General features: G+C 59.7%; 21 protein-coding genes. 6 read left to right on the top strand and 15 right to left on the bottom strand.

What is annotated here, in order from left to right; genetic code table 11:
* The first annotated feature begins 30 nt into the window (after nt 1-30).
* A complete protein-coding gene (locus OP494_RS03070; RefSeq protein WP_040241191.1) occupies nt 31-915 on the top strand; it encodes a glycine betaine ABC transporter substrate-binding protein in 885 nt (294 codons plus the stop codon).
* A 119-nt stretch (nt 916-1,034) separates the two neighbouring features.
* Here OP494_RS03070 and pdxH read toward each other — a convergent pair whose 3' ends face one another.
* The 5 genes from pdxH to OP494_RS03045 form a co-directional block, all read right to left on the bottom strand.
* Complete coding sequence (gene pdxH, locus OP494_RS03065; protein WP_280539249.1) at nt 1,035-1,682, bottom strand: pyridoxamine 5'-phosphate oxidase; 648 nt, start codon at nt 1,680-1,682, stop codon at nt 1,035-1,037.
* 217 nt (nt 1,683-1,899) lie between these two features.
* Nucleotides 1,900-3,168: a hypothetical protein gene (locus tag OP494_RS03060; RefSeq protein ID WP_280539247.1), complete on the bottom strand. Its 1,269-nt coding sequence runs from the start codon at nt 3,166-3,168 to the stop codon at nt 1,900-1,902.
* Between the two features lie 3 nt (nt 3,169-3,171).
* The gene (locus OP494_RS03055) at nt 3,172-3,567 is read right to left on the bottom strand and encodes a DUF2069 domain-containing protein (protein WP_280539245.1); all 396 of its coding nucleotides are present in this window, start codon (nt 3,565-3,567) and stop codon (nt 3,172-3,174) included.
* Nucleotides 3,564-4,193, bottom strand: a complete 630-nt coding sequence (gene wrbA / locus OP494_RS03050) for an NAD(P)H:quinone oxidoreductase (protein ID WP_280539244.1) — start codon at nt 4,191-4,193, stop codon at nt 3,564-3,566. The genes OP494_RS03055 and wrbA overlap by 4 nt, the downstream gene beginning before the upstream one ends.
* Nucleotides 4,194-4,220: 27 nt before the next feature.
* Nucleotides 4,221-4,568 carry an arsenate reductase family protein gene (locus OP494_RS03045; RefSeq protein WP_280539243.1) on the bottom strand — a complete coding sequence of 116 codons (348 nt, stop codon included), beginning with the start codon at nt 4,566-4,568 and terminating at the stop codon, nt 4,221-4,223.
* A gap of 63 nt (nt 4,569-4,631) precedes the next feature.
* On the opposite strand from OP494_RS03045, the gene OP494_RS03040 reads away from it, so the two are divergent.
* Nucleotides 4,632-5,852 (top strand): YihY family inner membrane protein, encoded by a 1,221-nt coding sequence (locus tag OP494_RS03040; protein WP_280539242.1) that lies wholly within the window; start codon nt 4,632-4,634, stop codon nt 5,850-5,852.
* A gap of 75 nt (nt 5,853-5,927) precedes the next feature.
* Here OP494_RS03040 and OP494_RS03035 read toward each other — a convergent pair whose 3' ends face one another.
* Nucleotides 5,928-6,347, bottom strand: coding sequence for a gamma-glutamylcyclotransferase (locus tag OP494_RS03035; protein ID WP_280539241.1), 420 nt, complete (start codon nt 6,345-6,347; stop codon nt 5,928-5,930).
* Between the two features lie 157 nt (nt 6,348-6,504).
* Between OP494_RS03035 and smrA the strand changes: the two genes are divergently transcribed.
* The gene (smrA, locus tag OP494_RS03030; protein WP_280539240.1) at nt 6,505-7,098 is read left to right on the top strand and encodes a DNA endonuclease SmrA; all 594 of its coding nucleotides are present in this window, start codon (nt 6,505-6,507) and stop codon (nt 7,096-7,098) included.
* A gap of 75 nt (nt 7,099-7,173) precedes the next feature.
* Here the strand turns inward: smrA and OP494_RS03025 are convergent, their stop codons facing one another.
* The 3 genes from OP494_RS03025 to metH form a co-directional block, all read right to left on the bottom strand.
* A complete protein-coding gene (locus tag OP494_RS03025) occupies nt 7,174-7,671 on the bottom strand; it encodes a DUF934 domain-containing protein (RefSeq protein WP_280539239.1) in 498 nt (165 codons plus the stop codon).
* Nucleotides 7,664-9,316: a nitrite/sulfite reductase gene (locus OP494_RS03020; protein ID WP_280539238.1), complete on the bottom strand. Its 1,653-nt coding sequence runs from the start codon at nt 9,314-9,316 to the stop codon at nt 7,664-7,666. The genes OP494_RS03025 and OP494_RS03020 overlap by 8 nt, the downstream gene beginning before the upstream one ends.
* A gap of 132 nt (nt 9,317-9,448) precedes the next feature.
* Nucleotides 9,449-13,186 carry a methionine synthase gene (gene metH, locus OP494_RS03015; protein ID WP_280539237.1) on the bottom strand — a complete coding sequence of 1,246 codons (3,738 nt, stop codon included), beginning with the start codon at nt 13,184-13,186 and terminating at the stop codon, nt 9,449-9,451.
* 215 nt (nt 13,187-13,401) lie between these two features.
* Here metH and nfuA point away from each other — a divergent pair, with 215 nt between their 5' ends.
* A complete protein-coding gene (gene nfuA / locus OP494_RS03010; protein WP_178998680.1) occupies nt 13,402-13,992 on the top strand; it encodes a Fe-S biogenesis protein NfuA in 591 nt (196 codons plus the stop codon).
* A gap of 126 nt (nt 13,993-14,118) precedes the next feature.
* Here nfuA and OP494_RS03005 read toward each other — a convergent pair whose 3' ends face one another.
* A complete protein-coding gene (locus tag OP494_RS03005; RefSeq protein WP_178998679.1) occupies nt 14,119-15,084 on the bottom strand; it encodes a DNA-binding protein in 966 nt (321 codons plus the stop codon).
* Between the two features lie 213 nt (nt 15,085-15,297).
* On the opposite strand from OP494_RS03005, the gene OP494_RS03000 reads away from it, so the two are divergent.
* Both OP494_RS03000 and OP494_RS02995 read left to right on the top strand, forming a co-directional pair.
* Nucleotides 15,298-16,518, top strand: coding sequence for a tyrosine-type recombinase/integrase (locus OP494_RS03000; protein ID WP_280539236.1), 1,221 nt, complete (start codon nt 15,298-15,300; stop codon nt 16,516-16,518).
* 27 nt (nt 16,519-16,545) lie between these two features.
* Complete coding sequence (locus OP494_RS02995; RefSeq protein WP_178998677.1) at nt 16,546-16,956, top strand: SufE family protein; 411 nt, start codon at nt 16,546-16,548, stop codon at nt 16,954-16,956.
* 38 nt (nt 16,957-16,994) lie between these two features.
* Here OP494_RS02995 and yidD read toward each other — a convergent pair whose 3' ends face one another.
* The 5 genes from yidD to OP494_RS02970 form a co-directional block, all read right to left on the bottom strand.
* On the bottom strand, nt 16,995-17,282 hold the full coding sequence (gene yidD, locus OP494_RS02990) for a membrane protein insertion efficiency factor YidD (protein WP_178998676.1): 288 nt from the start codon (nt 17,280-17,282) through the stop codon (nt 16,995-16,997).
* 5 nt (nt 17,283-17,287) lie between these two features.
* On the bottom strand, nt 17,288-17,728 hold the full coding sequence (gene hisI / locus OP494_RS02985; RefSeq protein ID WP_178998675.1) for a phosphoribosyl-AMP cyclohydrolase: 441 nt from the start codon (nt 17,726-17,728) through the stop codon (nt 17,288-17,290).
* Nucleotides 17,729-17,757: 29 nt separating this feature from the next.
* Nucleotides 17,758-18,207, bottom strand: a complete 450-nt coding sequence (locus OP494_RS02980; RefSeq protein ID WP_246922219.1) for a transcriptional repressor — start codon at nt 18,205-18,207, stop codon at nt 17,758-17,760.
* 84 nt (nt 18,208-18,291) lie between these two features.
* The gene (locus OP494_RS02975) at nt 18,292-19,254 is read right to left on the bottom strand and encodes an alpha-L-glutamate ligase-like protein (RefSeq protein ID WP_246921929.1); all 963 of its coding nucleotides are present in this window, start codon (nt 19,252-19,254) and stop codon (nt 18,292-18,294) included.
* Nucleotide 19,255: 1 nt separating this feature from the next.
* The gene (locus OP494_RS02970) at nt 19,256-20,764 is read right to left on the bottom strand and encodes an inactive transglutaminase family protein (protein ID WP_280539235.1); all 1,509 of its coding nucleotides are present in this window, start codon (nt 20,762-20,764) and stop codon (nt 19,256-19,258) included.
* Nucleotides 20,765-20,816: the final 52 nt, after the last annotated feature.

Raw genomic sequence — 20,816 nt, 5'->3', positions numbered from 1 at the left:
TCTCCCATCAATAAGAGAAGGGGAAAGACGATGACACGCACTCCATTGACGAAAGCCGTACGCTATGGCGCCATCATGATGGCCGCCGGCGCAGGGCTCAATGCGGGCATCGCGCAAGCGCAGGACAGCAAGGGTGATATCACGCTCGCTTATGTCGAGTGGTCTTCCGAGGTAGCCTCCACCAACGTGGTGCGCGCGGTGCTCGAAGAGCAAGGCTATAACGTGAAAATGTCCTCACTGTCTGCCGCTGCGATGTGGCAAGCCGTGGCGTATGGTGATGCTGATGGCATGGTGGCGGCATGGTTGCCTTCCACGCATGAACAGTACCTGAACAAGGTCGGCGACAAGGTCGAGAACCTGGGCCCGAACCTTGAGGGTACCAAGTTGGGACTTGTCGTTCCCTCTTATACCGATATCTCGTCCATCGATGAACTTGATGATAAGGCCGATGTCGTCAATGACGAGATCGTAGGGATCGATCCCGGTGCTGGCCTCATGAACCTGACCGAGAAGGCCATCGACGAGTACGATCTTGATGATGCTATCAACCTGCAATCAGGTAGCGGCGCCACCATGACCGCTGCGCTGGATAGTGCCATCAAGAACGATGAAGATATCGTGGTCGCCGGTTGGACGCCGCACTGGATGTTCGCACGCTGGGACCTCAAGTATCTGGACGACCCCAAGAACGTCTATGGTGGCGCTGAGCACATCAATACCGTCGTGCGTAAAGGGTTGAAAGACGATATGTCGGAAGCCTACGCGATTCTCGATAACTTCGAGTGGACGCCGGAACAGATGGGCGAAGTGATGCTCATGAATCAGGAAGAAGATTCCGATCCGTACGAAAACGCCAAGAAGTGGGTCGACGAGCATCCCGATGTCGTCGATGAGTGGGTAAACGGCGATAGCTGATAGCCACGGCTCTCGACATTATGTGTCGAAGAGCGTTGCACTAGACGCCCGGTCCTTCACGGATCGGGCGTTTTGCATGGTGGGGTGGTCAATGCGCTGAATGGGGCAAGCCATGAGGTTTAAGGTGCCAAGCGCGTTTTGCTCCAGGCAGCATCCTGTTCGTGATGGCGATAGCGAATACGGTCATGGAGACGATTGGATTGGCCTTGCCAGAATTCCAGAATAAGCGGCCGAACACGATATCCACCCCAGTGCGGTGGGCGCTCGACGCTTTGGTTGGAATAGACCTGTTCAAACCGTTGCTTGCGTTCCTCCAGCCATTCGCGGTCGGGGATTTCCACGCTCTGCTGGGAAATCCACGCGCCTAGCTGGCTGTCCCGAGGACGGCTGGCGAAATACTCATCCGAAATGTTGGCCTCGGCTTTTTCCACGCGTCCTTCGATACGCACTTGCCGGTGGAGGAGGGGCCACCAGAACACCAGGGCCGCATGAGGGACATTTGCCAGCTCGCTGCCTTTGTGGCTTTGGTAGTTGGTGAAGAACACGAAACCTTGCTCGTCGAAATGCTTGAGCAATACTACGCGGGCATGAGGGAGCCCCTGGCTATCCACAGTGGCCAGCGTCATGGCATTGGGATCTTGAGGCTCATGTTCGCGAGCGGCCGCAAACCAGGCTTGAAACAAGTCGATGGGCGATGCCGGCGTGTGCGCGTCGGAGAGTGTCTCGCCGGCGTAATCGCGTCGCAGGTCAGCGATATCGTAATTCATGGTCTTACTCTCCTAAATGTGCATCCATCTTTATCGGGTGGCGGCATTCGACGGTCATTCCCAGTGGATGCCGGCATATACAGACGAATGCGGTCATACCCATCAGGATAGCGCTCCAGGCGGTCGAGATAGGTAAAAGTCGTCGTGTCGATAGCAGAGCCTTTACCCATGATGAGCGCGCGCAAAGCATGAATATCATCCTTATGCAGGGTGAGGGTCAGGGTGTCTGCCACCAGGCATACAAGGCAAATACCGCGCCACATGCCAGCCAGCCGAGTACCGCGTAGGGTAGGTTCCAGCGCATCATGTCCCGCGACTTGATGCCGTAGCGAACGCATAGCGCGAGGTTGCTGCCCGACAAGGGGCTACAGCCGGTCCCCAACGCCCAACTCATGAGAAATAGCATGCCCAGCAAGGTTGGATCCGGTCCCAGAGGTTGCACCAGCGGCGCGATCGTGGCGATGCCCACAAGCGGGTGAATACCCACGAATGCCAATATCACGAGAATACCTTGCGTGATCCAGGCAGCGAAACTCCCGAAATGGTCAAGCGGAAGGAACTGTTGATCCGGTGCGCTGGCCAGCAGCGCGGCGAGACCGCTCGAGATGAGCCCGGCGGCGAGAAATAACGCGAATTGGGGCCCCAGGCGCGGCAATCCATCGTTGAGCTGCTTATGCAATCGGCCACGGCGCTCGCGCGAGGGGACCAGCAGCGTCGCGAACAGTGGCGATACGATGCTGATGATCAAGGGGATGGATAAACTCGGCCAGATGAAGTGCGTCACGATGACGCTCAGCGCCAGTACGCCGGGGAGCACAAGACTACTCTTACCGAGCGGGTAACCGATGAATTCACCGGGCAGGCGCAGCGCATCGATGGTCACCAGTGCCAGCAGGAGCAACGACGCGAGAAGTCCCCACGGGAGCAACGCAAGGAAGTCGATGCCCGGCGCATAGGTCAGGGCGACCCCCATGGCGACGAAGAACGGCGACCAGGCTGCTGCCGCCGGGAAGGCGCGTCCCAGGACGATGGCCTGTTGGCGCGTCAAGCGTCCTTTGCGCTGCATGCGGTCCCCGAACAGAAACAGTACGGAAAGATTGATGACCGCTCCAAAGAGGTGGACGCCTAGCAACGTGCCCCAGAAGCTGCCGCGCCGTTCGTGCTGCGTATCGTCATCGTTGAGAGGGCGCGCCATGGAGAGAAAGCTGACGCCGGCGAACATCATCAGCAAGGGCTGGTTGACGCTGAGTCCGGAAGCCAGAGAGGCCGGTGTCTCGCGCCATAGAGCGACGCCCCAGATGACTATCCCGGCCAAGCCCAACCACATGGCTTGTCGCTGGGAGGCCCGTGGCAGTTGCAGGCTCAGGCGCAACGTCGCAAGCCATCCCAGAATCGCCGCCGGCCATAATGGCAGGTGGAGCAACGAGCACGCGATACTGACGACGAGCATCGCGAGGATGAGGCAGCTCGACGGGCGTAGCGACATTCCTCAGCCTGTCAGCTGTTGTCGGCGCCAGCGCGCATACGCGGCGGCGCTAACGAACAAGACGAGAGCAGCGAGTGTTTCCAGCGTCCCCCATGCCAACCGCCCCGGTAGCTGGGCGATCATCAGCCCTTGCAAGATGTATAGCAGGCTGACGAACGCGAGCATGACGTGTCCACGCGGGCGTCTAGTGATTATAGGGGGCAGGAAAAGTACCAATGGCAAGAGACGGACGGCGATCGGCATCAGGCCGATCTGACCGCTGGCATGCAGTTGCCATCCGCCGAGAAGCTGCAAGATAGCCAGTGCCGCCAAGCCGCCCCAGACGCCTCGACGTGCCTGTGTCGTGACATATGCTAACCCATGACGTGATGCCAGTTGATCGAGTTGTTGACGCATCATGTCGCCTCATGCAGAGAACGCATGGCCAGCGCGAGGCGTCCTAGCCGCTCGCCCTGTGCACGCGACAGTGCTGTTTCGTCGTCATCCAGAGGGCGATCTGCCTGCGCGCCGGCGAGGTGGCTCGTGCCATAGGGTGTGCCGCCGGATTGCGTCGTCAGCAGACGTGTCTCGCGATAGGGCACGCCTGCGTAGACCATGCCGTGATGCAGCAGGGGAATCAGCATGGTCAATAGCGTGGCTTCCTGTCCGCCGTGCAGGCTGGCCGTGGACGTGAACGCGGTGGCGGGTTTGTCGGCGAGGACGCCGTTCATCCAAAGTTCGCTGGTGGTATCCAGGAAGTATTTGAGGGGCGAGGCCATGTTGCCAAACCGTGTAGGGCTGCCCAACGCCAGGCCATGGCAGTGGCGGAGGTCGTCTAATGTTGCGTAGACAGCCCCCTCAGCGGGAATTTCCGGGTCGACCGCTTCGCATGTCGTGGAAACGGGGGGAACGGTACGTAGCCGTGCCGCGATACCGGAGATGCTTTCCACGCCGGCGGCGAGCTGCTCTGCCATCTCTCGCGTGGCGCCGTTCCGTGAATAGAAGAGGACGAGTACATAGGGTGTTTCAGAAGCGGGGCGAGTCATGGGAGACCTCATGTCGTGGGGCATCGATCATTCGATCAAGTCGAGAAGAGCTTCCGGGGGACGACCGATGCGGGCGTGCGTACCATCGTCGAGTATCGGGCGTTGCATGAGCCGAGGATAGTCGGCAATGGCCTGCAAGCGTTCCTCGTCGCTGGGATCCTGGAGCGCCAAGGCTGTCCATTGGGCTTCGTTGGTGCGAATCAGGGCCGGCGCGCCACCCTCGAGCCGCTGTGCGAGTCCACGAAGGTGCGTGATGTCGAGTGGCGTATCGAGATAGCGATGCACGTTGACAACGACACGCCGAGCCTCGAGCAGGGCCAAGGCCTCTCGCGACTTGGAGCAGCGCGGGTTGTGGTAAAGTGTAAAAGTCGTCATGCCTTAACTCCGGCAGCTGGGGGCGACGAATCAAATAATTAGCCAAGCATTGTAGAGTGCCACATGCGACGCCCACAACTCCTTGACCGCCGCTGGCCCGCCCTCATCCTGCGTAGCCTGCGTGAACTGATACAGCGTTTTGATTCTCACGATGGGCTCAAGACTGCCTCGGCGTTGACCTATACCACCTTGTTCGCCGTGGTTCCTTTCATGACCGTCGTTTATGCGATGCTGTCGGCCATCCCTAGCTTTCAGGGAATCAGCGAACAACTTCAGGGCCTGATCTTCAGCCAGTTCGTGCCCGCTACGGGATCGGCGTTGGTCGAGCACCTGCGTGACTTCTCTCGCCAAGCGCGTAGCCTGACGTTGATCGGGCTGATTTTCCTGTTGGTGACGGCCGTCATGATGATGATCACCGTCGAAAGGGCATTCAACACGATCTGGCATGTGTCACGCAGCCGGCGGGGAGTGTCCAGTTTTCTGCTGTATTGGGCGGTGCTGACGCTCGGCCCGCTGTTGGTCGGTTCGGGGTTTCTGTTGTCTTCTTATCTGGCGTCATTGACGCTGGTGCGCGGCGCCGCTGATGTGCTGGGCGGGCCGGCGACCTTCCTGCGCCTGTTGCCTCTGACGCTGAGTTTCACGGCCTTCGTCTTCATCTACATGGCAGTCCCCAACTGCCGTGTGCGGTTTCGGCATGCTGTGGCCGGGGCAGGGATGGCGGCATTGGCGCTGGAGCTAGCCAAGGGTGCTTTTTCGCTTTATGTCACCTATTTTCCTTCCTACCAGGTGATCTATGGCACTTTCGCTGCCGTTCCCTTGTTCTTGATATGGGTGTTTCTGTCCTGGGCGATTGTGTTGGTCGGGGCTGAACTGGCCGCCTGGCTGAGCGAGCGACGCCGTGTCGAATGGCGCTATTGGCCGCCGTTCTGGCAAGCCTTGGGCGTAGTGTCTCGACTTCACGAAGCGCATCAGCATGGGCGATCGCTTGCCGATCGAGAATTGGCGATGTGCCTGGGGCTGCGGTACACGGAAGTGATGGCGCCGCTGGAAAAGCTGGGGGTTGCTGCTCAGCTCGACAATGATCGCTGGATGCTGGGGCGTGACTTGGGCGTGCTGACGCTCTGGGAGTTTCAGCGCGCCATGCCCTGGCCGGTGCCACTTGGCGAAAATGCACCGACAAGTGAAATGACGCTCGTGCATGCTGCACTCCAGGAAGCCGAAGACCATCGCCAGCAGGTGTTGACCCAGCCCATGGAACGCCTACTGCACACGCCTCGGGGATGAGGCTTTATTCCTTGCAGCATTCTTTTATACCGTTATCTATTTATGTAATAACTCAACCTGAAAATTCTCAGTGCATTACAAACGTTGATAGACCCAGGCGCTTTGTCCGTTATCGAGTTTGACGTTTACACGCCGATAACGCTCCCCCAAGTGTTCATATCGATCCAAACGCTTGAGCTCATCGCTTGTGACCGAAAGGGCATATCCATCGACCTGCTCGTCTGGCGCCGGTGAAATATCCAGCTCATTACGGGCATAACCTTGGAGCTTGGCGGGTGTCGCGGTGCCGGCACGTCCCATGACCAGCCAGCGGATCGGAGCATAACGCAGGGTGCCATAGACGAACACTGTGTGATGCTCGAGACGACGATCGATGATTGGCGGATTGGCTGGCGCTGCATAGCCATAGGGGCTCTGGAAGGTGTACCAGAGGTAGCCGACCCCGAGGGCGATAGCGATCATGGCGAAAAGCCCGATTCTATAGACCCAACGCATTGGCTTCTCCCCAGTGCTTGAAGTGCGAGGAAGCGGGCGAACGGGGTAGGACACCCACGGTTGTACTTGCCGCCAAGGGCGGGGAGTGTGGCATTATCTCGTTAGCTTGGGAATCGTCAAGGCGTCCCGAGATCGTGGGCCATAGGAGAGCAAACCAATGAGCCAGCACATGCAGGACGATCTATTTCGGCAGGCGTTAGGGGAAGATGTTCAGCCCTTGACCAAAGGCCGCGACAAGGCGGATGTCGAGCATTCACCCTCCGCTCCTTCTGAGGCTCAATTGGCTCGCCGTGCTCAGGCCGAGGCCGACGACAAGGAGAGCAATTTCTTATCCGATGAGTTCGTCGATCTGGTAGGGCCGGCCGATCCCATCGAGCATCGTCGGGATGGCATTCAGATCGGTGTGCTCGAGCGTTTGCGTCACGGCGGCTATGCTCCGGAGGCGTATTTGCATGTGCAGAAGAGGCCGCTGGAGGTATGTCGCCGCGAATTGTTCCGGTTCATACGAGACGCGCGAGAGCATGATCTGCGCTGTGTATTGATCGTGCATGGTCGCAGCAAGGAGGCCGAAGGGCATGCGAACATCGTGCGTTCCTACGTCGGTAAATGGCTGGCGCAGTTCGACGATGTACAAGCTTATGTCTCGGCGCATAAGAGCCACGGCGGCTTGGGCGCCACCTATGCCATGCTGCGGAAGTCGGAGCGTGCCCGCGCCGACAATCGCGAACGTCAGCAGAAACGGCGGGGCTGACTCGTGGATGATAAAACGCAGAAGGGGCCGACGTCGTTCGCATGTGAACGTCCGTCGGCCAGTGCCTAGTCAGCGTCAGGCGCTTTCGCGCATGCGCCGTCTGAACAGGGGCTCCGGTGTGTCGGTGCCGGGTTGATAGCTGAGAGTGAACGTGTCCAGGGCATTGAGTGCGTCCTCGACGACTTGATCCTCGCGTAGCAGGAAGGCATCGAAGCCGCAGCGCGACATATAATAGAGTTGATCGATCAGGACGTCGCCGACTGCACGAATCTGCCCCTGATACCCATAACGCTCCCGAAGCTGACGCGCAATGCTGTAGCCGCGTCCGTCGGTGAACTTGGGAAAGTCGATGGCAATCAGTGGTGCATCGAGCAGTTGCTCGGCGAGCTCGGGGGTGAGCTCGGTATCGCTGACCAGCAACGGCGCGACGTCGTCGCCGGACGCTTCCTGCCACTCCACCAGCGGGACGATGATCCGCCCGTTCTCCGGGCGTGATACATTTTCCTCGCAAAGTACCCATTCATCGTTCTGGACGCGGCGCTCGGCGATCAGGGTGCGTGACTGATCAGGCATAGACATGCTCCTTGAAGGGCTTCAAGCCGATGCGGCGATAGGTGTCGAGAAACGTCTCATCAGGCGTACGTTCGCCGACATAGACTTTCAATAGTTTGTCGATCACGTTGGTTACGTCTTCCCGGTAGAAAGACGGACCGAGGATCTTGCCTAGTGACGACTCGTTGCCCTGACTCCCGCCCAGTGAAATCTGGTAATACTCTTCGCCCTTCTTGTCGACGCCGAGAATGCCGATATGACCCACGTGGTGGTGTCCGCAAGCGTTCATGCAGCCGGAGATGTTGAGTTCCAGCGGCCCCAGATCATAGAGGAAGTCCAGATCTTCGAAGCGCTGCTGGATTTCCTGAGCAACCGGGATCGACTTGGCATTGGCCAGCGAGCAGTAATCGCCGCCCGGGCAGCAGATCAAATCGGCCAGGGTACCCACGGTAGGATTGGCCATGCCCAGCGTCTCGAGTCGTTGCCAGAGTTCTTCCATGCGATCCACTGGCACATCGGTCAGCACTAGGTTTTGCTCGTGCGTGACGCGCAGCTCGCCGTAACCGAATTCGTCGGCCAGATCCGCAACGGCGGCCATATCTTCGGAGGTCACGTCGCCGGGTGAATGATCGGGACGCTTGAGTGATAGCGTCACGGCCTTGTAACCGGGGACCTTATGATCGGTGACGTTGTTGGTCACGAAGCGAGCAAAGGCACGGTTTTCTCCGCGCAGGCGAGCATAATCCTGGATGGCCTCCTCGGCGACATCGCGACGGGGCGGCTCGACGAAGTGGTCGGCCACGGCGGAGATCGCCTCGTCGGTCAGCGTCTGAGGGCCATCCTTGAGGTGGGCCCATTCCGCCTCGGTACGGCGCCGAAACTCGTCGATGCCCAGCGCCTTGACCAGAATCTTGATACGCGCCTTGAACTTGTTGTCGCGGCGACCGTATTGGTTGTAAACGCGCAGGATCGCTTCGAGATACGTCAGCAGATGTTGCCACGGCAGGTCTTCACACATCACGGCGCCGATCATCGGCGTACGCCCCAGACCGCCGCCGGCGAGTACCTTGACGCGCACGTCGCCGTCCTCGTTACGCCAGAAGCGTAGACCCACATCATGCACCTGGATGGCCGCACGGTCTTCCTCGGCACCGGTCACGGCGATCTTGAACTTGCGCGGTAGGTAGGCGAACTCAGGATGGAAGGTCGACCACTGACGAATGAGCTCGCACCAGGGGCGCGGGTCGACATCCTCGTCGCCGGCGATGCCGGAGAACTGATCGGTGGTGGTATTGCGGATGTCGTTGCCGCTGGTCTGGATGGCATGCATTTGCACGCTAGCCAGATCGGCCAAAATGTCCGGTACGTCTTCGAGTTTCGGCCAGTTCAACTGCAGGTTGGTGCGCGTAGTGAAATGGCCATAGCCGCGATCGTAGCGTGCGGCGATCTCGCCCAGCTTGCGTAGCTGATAGGAGGCCAGCATGCCGTATGGAATGGCAATACGCAGCATCGGCGCATAGCGCTGGACATAAAGGCCATTCTGCACGCGCAGCGGTAGAAATTCCTCGTCGCTGATCTTGCCTTCGAGATAGCGGCGCATCTGGTCGCGGAACTGGGCGACGCGCTCGTCTACGAGCGTTTGGTCGTACGTGTCGTACCGATACATACAGGCGGTGTCCTGCTAGTCACATGGATTGCCGTAGCAGGGCACCTTACCCTGCCTTGTATATTCTTTGAAAGAATAAATAATAATAGCTTATTGCATTTATGTTATTAAAAGGCCGTTCGGTGGCATCGCTCACTCGGGGTCGTAAGACAGCACCGGTGACAACCAGCGCTCGAGATCCTTCAATGGCATCTGCTTGCGTGCCGCCAGCGATTCGACCTGGTCGCGCCCGATCTTGCCGGTAGAGAAGTATTTCGAACGTGGATGCGAGAAGTACCAACCGGAGACCGCGGCCGAAGGCCACATGGCGTAACTATCGGTCAGCTCGATGCCGGTCTTGGCCGTGGCATCCAGCAGCCGGAAGAGTGTGGCCTTCTCGGTATGGTCCGGGCAGGCCGGGTAGCCGGGGGCAGGACGAATGCCCTGGTATTGCTCGGCGATCAGCGCGTCATTGTCCAGGGTTTCATTGGGTACATAGCCCCAGAACTCCTTGCGTACACGCTCGTGCATGCGTTCGGCAAAGGCTTCCGCGAGCCGATCGGCCAAGGCCTTGACCATGATGGCGTTGTAATCGTCGCCGGCCGCTTCGTATTGCTTCGCCAGTTCATCCGCGCCGTGTCCGGTGGTCACCGCGAAACCGCCGATCCAATCCTGCTTGCCGCTGGGCTCGCCGTTTTCCAAATCACGTGGCGCGATGAAGTCGGCGAGGCTCTGGCAGACACCATCGCGATTCTTGGTGGTCTGCTGTCGAATATGATGAAGACGCTCGACGACCTCGCGGCGCGAGGCGTCGGCATACACCTCGAGGCTATCGTCGTCGACGCTGTTAGCCGGCCACATGCCGATCACGCCCCGCGCCGTTATATGACGCTCATCGATCAGCTTGCGAAGCATCGTCTGGGCATCGGCAAACAGGCTGCGGGCCGCCTCGCCAACCACTTTATCCTCGAGAATCTTGGGATACTTGCCAGATAGCTGCCAGCTCATGAAAAAGGGCGTCCAGTCGATGCGCTCGACCAGCTCTTCCAGCGGGTAATCGTCGAATACCTTGAGCCCGCTGAAGGTCGGCTCGGGCGGCGTGTAATCGGCCCAGTCGAGAGCGGGGCGGCGCTCGCGCGCCTCGCTGTAAGCGAGATCGGCGGCCTTGGGGCGACGCTTGGCATTGCGCTCGCGGACCTTGTCGTATTCCTCGCGTATCTCTTCGACGTAACTCGGCTTGAGGGTCGGCGAGAGCAAGCGGCTGGCGACGCCGACGGCGCGCGAGGCATCGCTGACGTAGATGACCGGTTGTTCGTACTGCGGGGCGATCTTGACCGAGGTATGGGCCTTGGAGGTCGTTGCGCCGCCGATCAGCAGCGGGATCGTGAAGTCCTGACGCTGCATTTCCTTGGCCACATGGACCATTTCGTCCAGCGAAGGCGTAATCAGTCCGGATAGGCCGATGATATCGGCGTTGTGCTCGCGCGCGGCGGCGAAGATCTTCTCTGCCGGCACCATTACGCCGAGGTCGATGACCTCGTAGTTGTTGCACTGCAGGACCACGCCAACGATGTTCTTGCCGATGTCATGCACGTCGCCCTTGACCGTGGCCATGACGATCTTGCCCTTGGCCTGGGTGCCCGCGCTCTTCTCGGCTTCGATGTAGGGGATGAGATAGGCGACCGCCTGTTTCATGACCCGCGCCGACTTGACCACCTGGGGCAAGAACATCTTGCCATCGCCGAACAGGTCGCCGACCACGTTCATGCCGTCCATCAGGGGGCCTTCGATGACCTCGATGGGGCGCTCGGCACGTTGCCGCGCCAGTTCGGTGTCGTCTTCGATGTACGCGGTAATGCCCTTGATCAAGGCATGCTCGATGCGTTTCTCGACTTCCCAGCTACGCCATTCCAGGTCTTCCTTCTTCTCGCCACCGCTGCCGTCGCCCTTGTACTTGTCGGCGATGTCGAGCAGGCGTTCCGTGCCGTCGTCGCGACGGTTGAGTACCACGTCTTCGACCGCATCGCGCAGCTCGGCGGGCAGGTCGTCGTAGACCGCCAGCTGCCCGGCATTGACGATGCCCATGCTCAGACCGGCCTTGATGGCGTGATAGAGAAACACGGAGTGAATCGCTTCACGCACTGCATTGTTCCCCCGGAAAGAGAACGACACATTGGACACGCCGCCCGAGAGCATGGCATGCGGCAAATGCTCGCGAATCCACTGCGAGGCCTCGATGAAATCGACGGCGTAGTTGTTGTGCTCTTCGATTCCCGTGGCGATGGCGAAGATGTTGGGGTCGAAGATGATGTCCTCGGCGGGGAAGCCGATATCGTCGACCAGCAGGCGATAGGCGCGTTCGCAGATTTCCGTTTTGCGCTGGAAGGTGTCCGCCTGGCCGTCCTCATCGAAGGCCATGACCACGATGGCGGCGCCATACCGGCGGCACGCCGTGGCCTGTTGGCGAAAGGCATCTTCGCCTTCCTTGAGCGAGATCGAGTTGACCACCGCCTTGCCCTGGACGCACTTGAGGCCTGCCTCGATGATCTCCCACTTGGAGGAATCGAGCATGATCGGCACGCGCGAGATATCTGGCTCCGAGGCGATCAGATTCAGGAAGCGCACCATGGCCTCCTGAGACTCGAGCATGCCTTCATCCATGTTGATGTCAATGACCTGGGCGCCATTTTCGACTTGCTCGAGCGCTACTTCGAGGGCGGTAGTGTAGTCCTCTTCCTTGATCAAGCGCTTGAAGCGCGCCGACCCGGTCACGTTGGTACGCTCGCCCACGTTGACGAATAGAGAGTCCGCTTCGATGTTAAAGGGCTCCAGACCCGAGAGCCGGCACGCCTTGGGACGCTCGACGACCTGGCGCGGCGTCAGCTCGGCAACGGCATCGCGAATGGCGGCAATGTGCTCCGGCGCGGTACCGCAACAGCCACCGATGATGTTGACCATGCCGCTCTCAGCGAATTCGCGCACGATCGACGCCATTTCCTCGGCGGTCTGGTCGTATTCGCCGAATTCGTTGGGTAGCCCCGCGTTGGGATGCGCTGAGACGAAGGTATCGGCCTTGTGGGAGAGTTCTTCGAGATAAGGGCGCAACTCCGCCGCGCCGAGGGCGCAGTTGAGCCCGACGGAAAGCGGCTGAGCGTGACGGATCGAGTTCCAGAACGCCTCGGTGGTCTGTCCGGACAGCGTGCGCCCGGAGGCGTCGGTAATGGTGCCCGAGATCATCACCGGCCAACGCGCGCCACGCGCCTCGAACAGCCTCTCGAGCGCATAGATGGCTGCCTTGGCATTGAGCGTGTCGAATATGGTCTCGATCATGAATAGATCGACACCGCCGTCTATCAGGGCGTCGGCCGCCTCGTAGTAGTTGTCGAACAACTGATCGAAAGTGACATTGCGCTTGGCGGGGTCGTTAACATCCGGCGAGAGGGACGCCGTGCGCGAAGTTGGCCCCAGTACACCGGCCACATAGCGGGGCACGCCGGTTTCCGAACTCACCGCCTCGCAGACGTCTTTGGCCAGGCGTGCGGCTTCGCGATTGAGCTCGGGGACCAGTGACTGCATGCCGTAATCGGATTGCGACAGCTGGGTGCTGTTGAAGGTATTGGTCTCGACGATATCCGCGCCGGCTTCGAGATAGGCACGGTGGATGTCACGCACCACATCAGGACACGTCAGCACCAGCAAGTCATTGTTGCCTTTGAGATCGCTCGGCCAATCGGCGAAGCGTTGTCCCCGAAAATCGTCTTCATCCAGCTCATAGCCCTGCAACATGGTGCCCATGCCACCATCGAGGATCATGATGCGCCGTGCCAGCTGTTCGTGAAGCGACGAGAACGAAGCGGCGAGTGTTAATGACGAAGCAGTGGCGGCAGGCATGTCGGCGTATTTCTCCAGCGGGATCCGAGCGATAGGGTGAACGTCAGCGAGACCGGCACGAGGCTGATGTCACGCAGGCGATATACGAGGCGTGGATGGTACCAGAAGGTCCGCAATGTGGGCAGCCGCCAAGACCCAGCAAAATACTCGGGATTGTGTCGGGCGACGCTTTTTCATACCATGAAGGCAACATCTCAGGTAGAGAGTAACGTTTTATGAGCCAGCCCATCCAAATCACCGACAACGCTCAAGAGTATCTTGCCGAGCTGTTGGCCAAGCAGAACGTCGAAGGCATTGCGGTACGCATCTTCATCACTCAACCGGGGACGCCATACGCTGAAACCTGCCTGGCTTATTGCCGGCCGGGTGAGGAAGAGCCGAGCGACGAAAGGCTAGATCTGGACAAGATCACGGTCTACCTCGAGAAAAACAGCATCGCATTTCTCGAAGAGGCGGTGGTCGACTTCAACGCGGATCGCATGGGTGGCCAACTGACCATCAAGGCGCCCAATGCCAAGATGCCGAAGGTCAACGCAGACAGTCCGCTCGAGGATCGTGTCAATTACGTGCTTTACAGCGAAATCAATCCCGGCCTGGCTGCTCATGGGGGGGAGATTCGCCTGATGCAGTTGACCGAGGAAAATATTGCGGTGCTGCAGTTCGGCGGTGGTTGCCAAGGTTGTGCAGCGGTCGATATCACCCTCAAGGATGGGGTCGAAAAGACACTGGTAGAGCGCGTGCCCGAACTGGCCGGTATCCGCGACGTTACCGACCATACCGACGACACCAACGCCTATTATCGCTGATCGGCGCTAGACGCGACACTCCCAGGTACTAAGTTGTGACAGTCTGCAACCAGCATCGAAGGCCCGCCATGTGCGGGCTTTCGTCATTTCGAGGCCTGTCATCCAGGGGAGTGTCCGCAGTGCTCATTAGACGACGAAGGGCGGTAGTGGTAGCCGTGCCAGCTTTTCGCGCAGCTCACGATTGACGGCGTGCTGTTGCTCGAGCTCGCGTTCTGCGCGCCGGTTGTCGCTTTGCGTTTGCTGTAGTTGCCCTTGGCTTTCCCGTAATTTGCTTTCCAACGACTGCCGCTGCGAGGTTTCGCTGCGTGCCTTTTCTTCCAGCGTCGTGTATTGGCGCCGCTGCTCGGCGAGCTCGGTCTGCACACGCTCGAGTTTCTGTTCCAGAGACGCAGTGCGTTTTTGAGCTTGTTTTTCAATGTTCTGACGCTCCTGGCGCGCGTCATCGAGAAGTCCCATCAAACGTGCTTCCGCTGCTTCGTGGCGCTGTTCCTCTTGTTTCAGCTGCGTCTGGTGCTCACGAGAGAGTTCTGCCATGGCTTCCCGGTTCTCGCTGCGAGCGGTTTCTAGTTGGCGCTGATGTTTCTGGCATTCCTCGTCGAGTTGCTGCACGCGTCGTGCTTGCTGCGTTTCTTGCTGATGGGCCGCTTGCAACTCGCTTTGCGTGTTGGCCAGTTGCATTGTCTTTTCTTCCAGTCGTGCCTGGGCCTGCTCGAAGTGCGTGTTCAACGCTGCTAGACGTTCCTCGGCGTCCGCTGCCTTGCGCGCGGCGGCTTGGGCCTCTGCTTGTGCCTCTTCGACACGCTGATCGGCCTCCTGGCGATAATGGGTCAGGGATTCGGTCGCCAGTGCCTGGGCTTTTTCCCAGAGATCCGTCATCCATGTCTGTAGCGACTCCGGCGGTGTCTCGCTCGACGTGACATCCTGGTTCCTTTCCCGCCTTAAGCGCCACTCTCGCAAATGATCGCTGATCGTCGTGAAGCTTCCCGTGCCCAGGATATCGCGGATTTTCTGGACGGTGGGGGCGTCGTTTTGACGTAGCAGCGTATCGATCGCGTGCTGTACGTCTTCGTATTGAATGCCGTTGCGGGCCATGTCGAGTCCTCTGTACCGGGCGCCACAAAGGGCGTTTGATTACTCCTCACAGCATACCCCGTTACCAGGAATTGGCCAATATTACATTAAACGTAATACGTAAAATTACGTTATGAAATTATAAAAAATTCAAGATTACGCGCATTATCTTGAATTTTTGAACGTAACGACGGACACTGCTCGACATTGGAAACAGAGAGGGCATGAGCCGTCATGCAAGACGAGCGGAGGCAGGAACAGCAAGAGCAGGAACTGGAAGGACCGCTCGAAGCGATCGTCGCGCTCGAAACCAGTGCCGCCACGGTGGCGTCACAACCGCCAGGGGGGCTGGAGAAACGCGTCACGGAGCGTGAGGCACATATCTCGGCTCGTACCGATGTGGAAGCCGTCGCATCCTGGCTGAGTGAATTTCAGTCGAGCCCTCAGACATGGCGCGCGTATCGCAAGGAAGCCGAGCGACTGTTGTTGTGGCTTCAGCGGCGTGATGAGGCGTTGGCCGAGGTGCGGCGCGACACGCTGGATGCCTATGAGCGCTTTCTGGCCGATCCGCAGCCGGCCTCGCGCTGGGTTGGGCCGTCACGGCCTCGCGCTGCCTTGGATTGGCGACCGTTTCGTCAGCCGCTCTCGGCGGCCAGTCGGCGCCAGGCACTGGTCATTTTGCAGGGTATGTTCGCTTGGCTGGTCGAGGCGGGGTGGCTCGAGCACAATCCGTTTCGCCTGATGCGCGACAAACGTCGTCGCATGGACAATCGCAACGAACGTATCGAGCGTTATCTCGAAAGGACGCTGTGGCAGCGCTTCTGGGCATGGCTGCAAGTGCCGCCATCTCCGCGGGCGGGCGACGGCGCCTATTATCGTTGGGCGCGGCGTCGGTTTTTGTTTGGCTTTGCGTATCTGCTGGCACCGCGCCTTGGCGAAGTGGCCCAGGCACGCATGGGTGACTTCATCCAGCGTGAAGGACGCTGGTGGTGGCGGGTCGTGGGGAAGGGCGACAAGCTTGCCGAGGTTCCGGTGCCGCCGGACATGATGACGCTGCTCGCGGATTGGCGGATGACGCTGGGCATGTCGCCACAGCCTGAGCCCGACGACACCACGCCGCTGCTGCGTGCACTGGATGGCCGGCGTGGGCTAGGGGACAACCAGCTTTATCGGCTGATTCGCGAAACATTTCGTGAGGGCTACCAAGCCCTTGATGATCTGCCGGAAGCCAAGCGCGCCCCGCTACAACGAGCCACGCCCCATTGGTTGCGCCACACAGCATTGACACATCAGGCGCAGGCCGGCGTGGAGTTGCGCTATCTGGCACGTACCGCCCGTCATGCACGCCTGGACACCACCGCGCGCTATCTGCACGCCGAGGCTGAAGAGTGGCATCGTCAACTGGCACATCACCGGCTCGCGGCCCCCGACACACATGGCGATGGCGCGTTATAATGGGCAATCGATTTGCGAGGAGGGCGCATGACAGCACGCGAAGCACAAGCCGAACTGGCAGATGAGTTCGCCATATTCGACAACTGGATGGACCGCTACCAGTACATCATCGACATGGGCAAGCAATTGCCGACATTTCCGGAATCGTTGAAAAGTGACGACACCAAGATTCAGGGCTGTCAGTCCAATGTCTGGATTCACGACCGCCTGGAGGATGGCCGGCTGCATTTCGATGCCACCTCCGATGCCGCCATCGTCTCGGGGCTGATTGCCGTTCTGCTGCGGATCTACAACGACCGGCCGCCCAGTGAGATTCAGGCGACGCCGCCGGACTTCCTGGGCGAGCTTGGCTTAGACAAGCATTTGTCGCCGACACGCAGCAATGGGCTGCATGCCATGCTTGATCGTATCTATGCGGTGGCCAAACAAGCCGCATAGATTGGCTGACTTGTGGTGGCCTGAAAAGTGGAAGGCTTTCAGTGCGTATCGGGGCGCCCGTGATCGGCGTGAGCGTCACAGTCACCTGGCCCGGGCGGCACCGGATCGACACCGCCGGGGTGGCCGGGATGGCATTTCAGAATCCGTTTGAGTGCCAGCCAACCGCCTCTTAGAGGACCATGAATCTGGATGGCCTCCACGGCGTATTGCGAGCAACTGGGCCAGAAACGACAGCGCGGGCCGAGTAGGGGGCTGATGACGTACTGGTAACCACGCAGCAAGCCGATCATGAGACCGGCAAGGCATTTGCGAAGAAGGCGACGCATGGCGGCTAGCGCTGGCCGTATAGCTCGGCGGGATCCATCAGTGGCGCGCTGCCGACTTCCGCTGTTTCCTCGCCTAATGCAACATAGAAGCAGCTACGCCGCCCGGTGTGGCATGCAGGTCCTTGCTGATCGACGCTCAGCAACAGAGTGTCACCGTCGCAATCGAGATGCGCCGCCACCAACTTCTGAACCTGCCCGGAAGATTCACCTTTGCGCCACGGTTTGCCGCGTGAGCGCGACCAGTAGCAGACACGCCCGGTGGCGAGCGTTTCCTCCAGCGCGGCGCGATTCATCCATGCCATCATCAGTACCTCGCCACTCTCATGTTGCTGCGCAATGGCGGGCATCAGTCCATCCTCGTTCCAACGCGCGGCGTCGAGCAGGGTGTTTGTCGGTTCGCGCGTGCCTTGCGGGGCCGGCTCGAGTTGCTTGAAGAGATCGGTCATGGCATGTCGTCTTGGCGTTATAGGGTGAGTTAAGCGGACGCTTGCTCAATGCAGGACGCACATAGGCCCAGCAGTTCGATAGTTTGCCGCTCGATCCGGTAGCCTTGTTGATGAGCTACCTGGGTCAGTTGCTCGTTGACATCGTCGAGGTGCAATTCTTCGACCCGCCCGCACGAACGGCATATCAGCAGTTGGAAGCCATGCGCATGTTCGGGGCAGGGGCAGGCAACGTAGGCGTTGAGCGACTCGATGCGATGCACCAGGCCTTGCTCGATGAGAAACTCCAGCGCGCGATAGACGGTCGGGGGACGCGCCGAGGCATGCTCCGTCGCGAGACGGTCAAGCAGGTCATAGGCTTTGAGACCGCCTGGCGAGGTGGCAATCATTTCCAGGACACGTCGCCGTATAGGCGTGAAACGCGCACCGTGCTTGTGGCACTGGCGTTCCGCCTGAGTCAGTAGCGCATGGGAATCGAGCATCGCAACACCATCGTTCTCGGTAGTGCGGGGCATTCTACGCCGTTGCCCCGGACGGGGCCAGACGCACCCGGCCTTCCGCTCCGGTCATGCGGAACTGGCTAGCTCCCCCTCGCGCGCGAAATGCCGCTGCGCGAAAGCGACGCGTGCCTCGACCGAGCGTGTCTCGGCTTGCTTTTCGATCAGATCCAGCCGCCGCCGTAACCCTTCGCCATTGGCCATCTGGATGGCTAAGCCCGGGCGGGCGTTGAGCTCGAGGAGCATCGGGCCGTGGTGGCGATCGAGCACCATGTCGGTGCCCAAGTAACCGAGTCCGGTCATTTCATAGCAGCTGGCTGCCAGGTGGAGCAGGGCATCCCAACCTGGAACGTACAAGGAGGCCAGGCCGTGGCCGGTGTCGGGATGGTCTTCGCGGGGGCGATTGAACTGCACGCCTCGCAAGGCCGCCCCCGTGGTGATGTCGAGCCCTACGCCGACCGCGCCCTGGTGCAGGTTTGCCTTGCCATCCGACGCCGCCGTGGAAAGGCGCATCATCGCCATGACCGGATACCCGCGGAAGATGATGACGCGAATATCGGGCACGCCTTCGTAGGTATACGCGGCGAAGACTTCGTCGAAGGCGATCAAGGACTCGATCACGGCGACATCGGGCGTGCCGCCCAGCGAATAAAGCCCGGACAGGATATTGGAGACGTGACGTTCCAGATCCACGCGCTCGATGCGCGCACCACTGGGCTTGACGTACCCGCCATCCTGCTGACGTTCGACGACGAGAATGCCCTTGCCGCCACTGCCCTTGGCGGGCTTGATGACGAAGCCGGGTGCGTCTTTCACCATCTCGACGACGTGCTTCACGTCGAACTGCGTGCTCACGGTACCGATCAAGTCCGGCGTCGTGATGCCGTGGCGCTTGGCCAGGAGCTTGGTCTGTAGCTTGTCGTCGACGAGAGGATAGAGCCGGCGATCGTTATAGCGGCCGATATAGCGAATGTTGCGGCGGTTCATGCCGATGACGCCCTTGGCTTGCAACCTGGCTGGAGTCGCCCACATGTCAGTCATCCTTCGCCAGGGGCTGGAAGCGTCGCAACTCCAGCAAACGGTACCCGGTATAATTCCCCAGCAGCAGAATCATGGCCATGAGAATCAGTTGCACGCCCAGGAAGTTGAAGGTGATGTGGCGTACCCAGGGGTTGTTCATGGCCAGATAGGCCAGCACGGCGGTCAGCAGGCTGCCGAATCCCTGCTTGAGGACTTCTCTGGGGCCTTCTTCCTCCCATAGGATCGACATCCGCTCAATGGTCCAGGAGAGAATGATCATCGGGAAGAAGGTGATGGTCAGCCCCGCATTGAGGCCGAAGCGATAGGCCATGACCGAGAATAACGAAATGATGGCGATGACCGTGATGATCACCGCCGACACTCGCGCCACCAGTAATAGATTGAGCCGCGATAGATAGCTGCGAATCACCAGACCCACGGCGACGACGAGCAGGAAGCCGACCAAGCCGGTGACCAAGGTCGTTTGAATGAAGGCCAGAGCGATCAATACCGGCATGAAAGTACCGGAGGTCTCGAGCCCCACGAGAACGCGCAGCAGCACGACGACCAGCGCCCCGATGGGAATCAACAGGATCGTCTTGAAGAGCGCCTGTTCTTCGATGGGCAAGCTATGAATGGAGAAGTTGAGCAGGGTGTCGTCGGCAAACTGATTGCGCACCGCAACTGATGCCGGTTCGTTATGACGCAACATCGAGAAGCTCACGCGAGAGTCGCTGCCCCCCTGAACTTCGAGCACGGCATTGCCGTTACGCTCCCACAGCAAGAGGTCATCCGGCTTGCCTTGATCGCCCGTCCGGGGATTGATCAGTACCCATTTCTCGTTTTCGAATACTTGCAGCCACGGGGTCAGCGACTGTCGACGACGGCCATCTTCCAGCCTCAAGCCATTGACGATCCGAGCGTGAACATCGGCTTGATTGAGCAAGCGGGTCAGCAAGACAGGGCGCTCGTATTGAGAAAGCAGGAGCCGGGCGTTTTCCCCCTGACGTTGATCGGTGAACACCTTGATCAACTCACGCGTGAACGTGAAGGCATCCGCCGAGCGTTCATGTGCCTGGCCGATGACTTCTCTGGCAGCCGTATCGTAGGGCCGCTCCCAGCCGATATCGCGTTGCAATGCCGGGGGCTCGGCTAGAAACTCCTCCTCGCCATCGGTCACCAGCAGCTGAGCCGAGTAATAAAGCTGCTGAGGCCCATTGGCTTGCCGGATTGCCCACTGCGCATGGCGTGCCTTGTCGTCACGCAGATATGACAGTCCGAATCCCGAGGAGGCGGTGTTTTCCGTCAGTAGACGAAAGCCGGGCTGGTTGGAGGGCAGGGCAAGATCGACCCTGACGGGGCCGTTCTCGGCATCGAAATTGACCTGTGCCTCGACTTCCCATATCTGGCGTTGCTCGCCTGGCATGAAGGGAACGTCGTAATGGAAATGTCGGAAGATGGTCAAGATGATACCAATGACCAGCAAGGCGCCGACCAACAGGTAAAAAGGCACTCGAGACATGCATTGTCCTTGTCGACAAGGCGGCGCCGCCGTGACGCCGTCCACTTAAGGT

It is taken from the genome of Chromohalobacter sp. 11-W (assembly GCF_029889905.1).
Classification (GTDB): Bacteria; Pseudomonadota; Gammaproteobacteria; order Pseudomonadales; family Halomonadaceae; genus Chromohalobacter.
The sequence above is the reverse complement of the archived record's forward strand: the minus strand, read 5'-3'. Positions and strand labels throughout refer to the sequence as shown.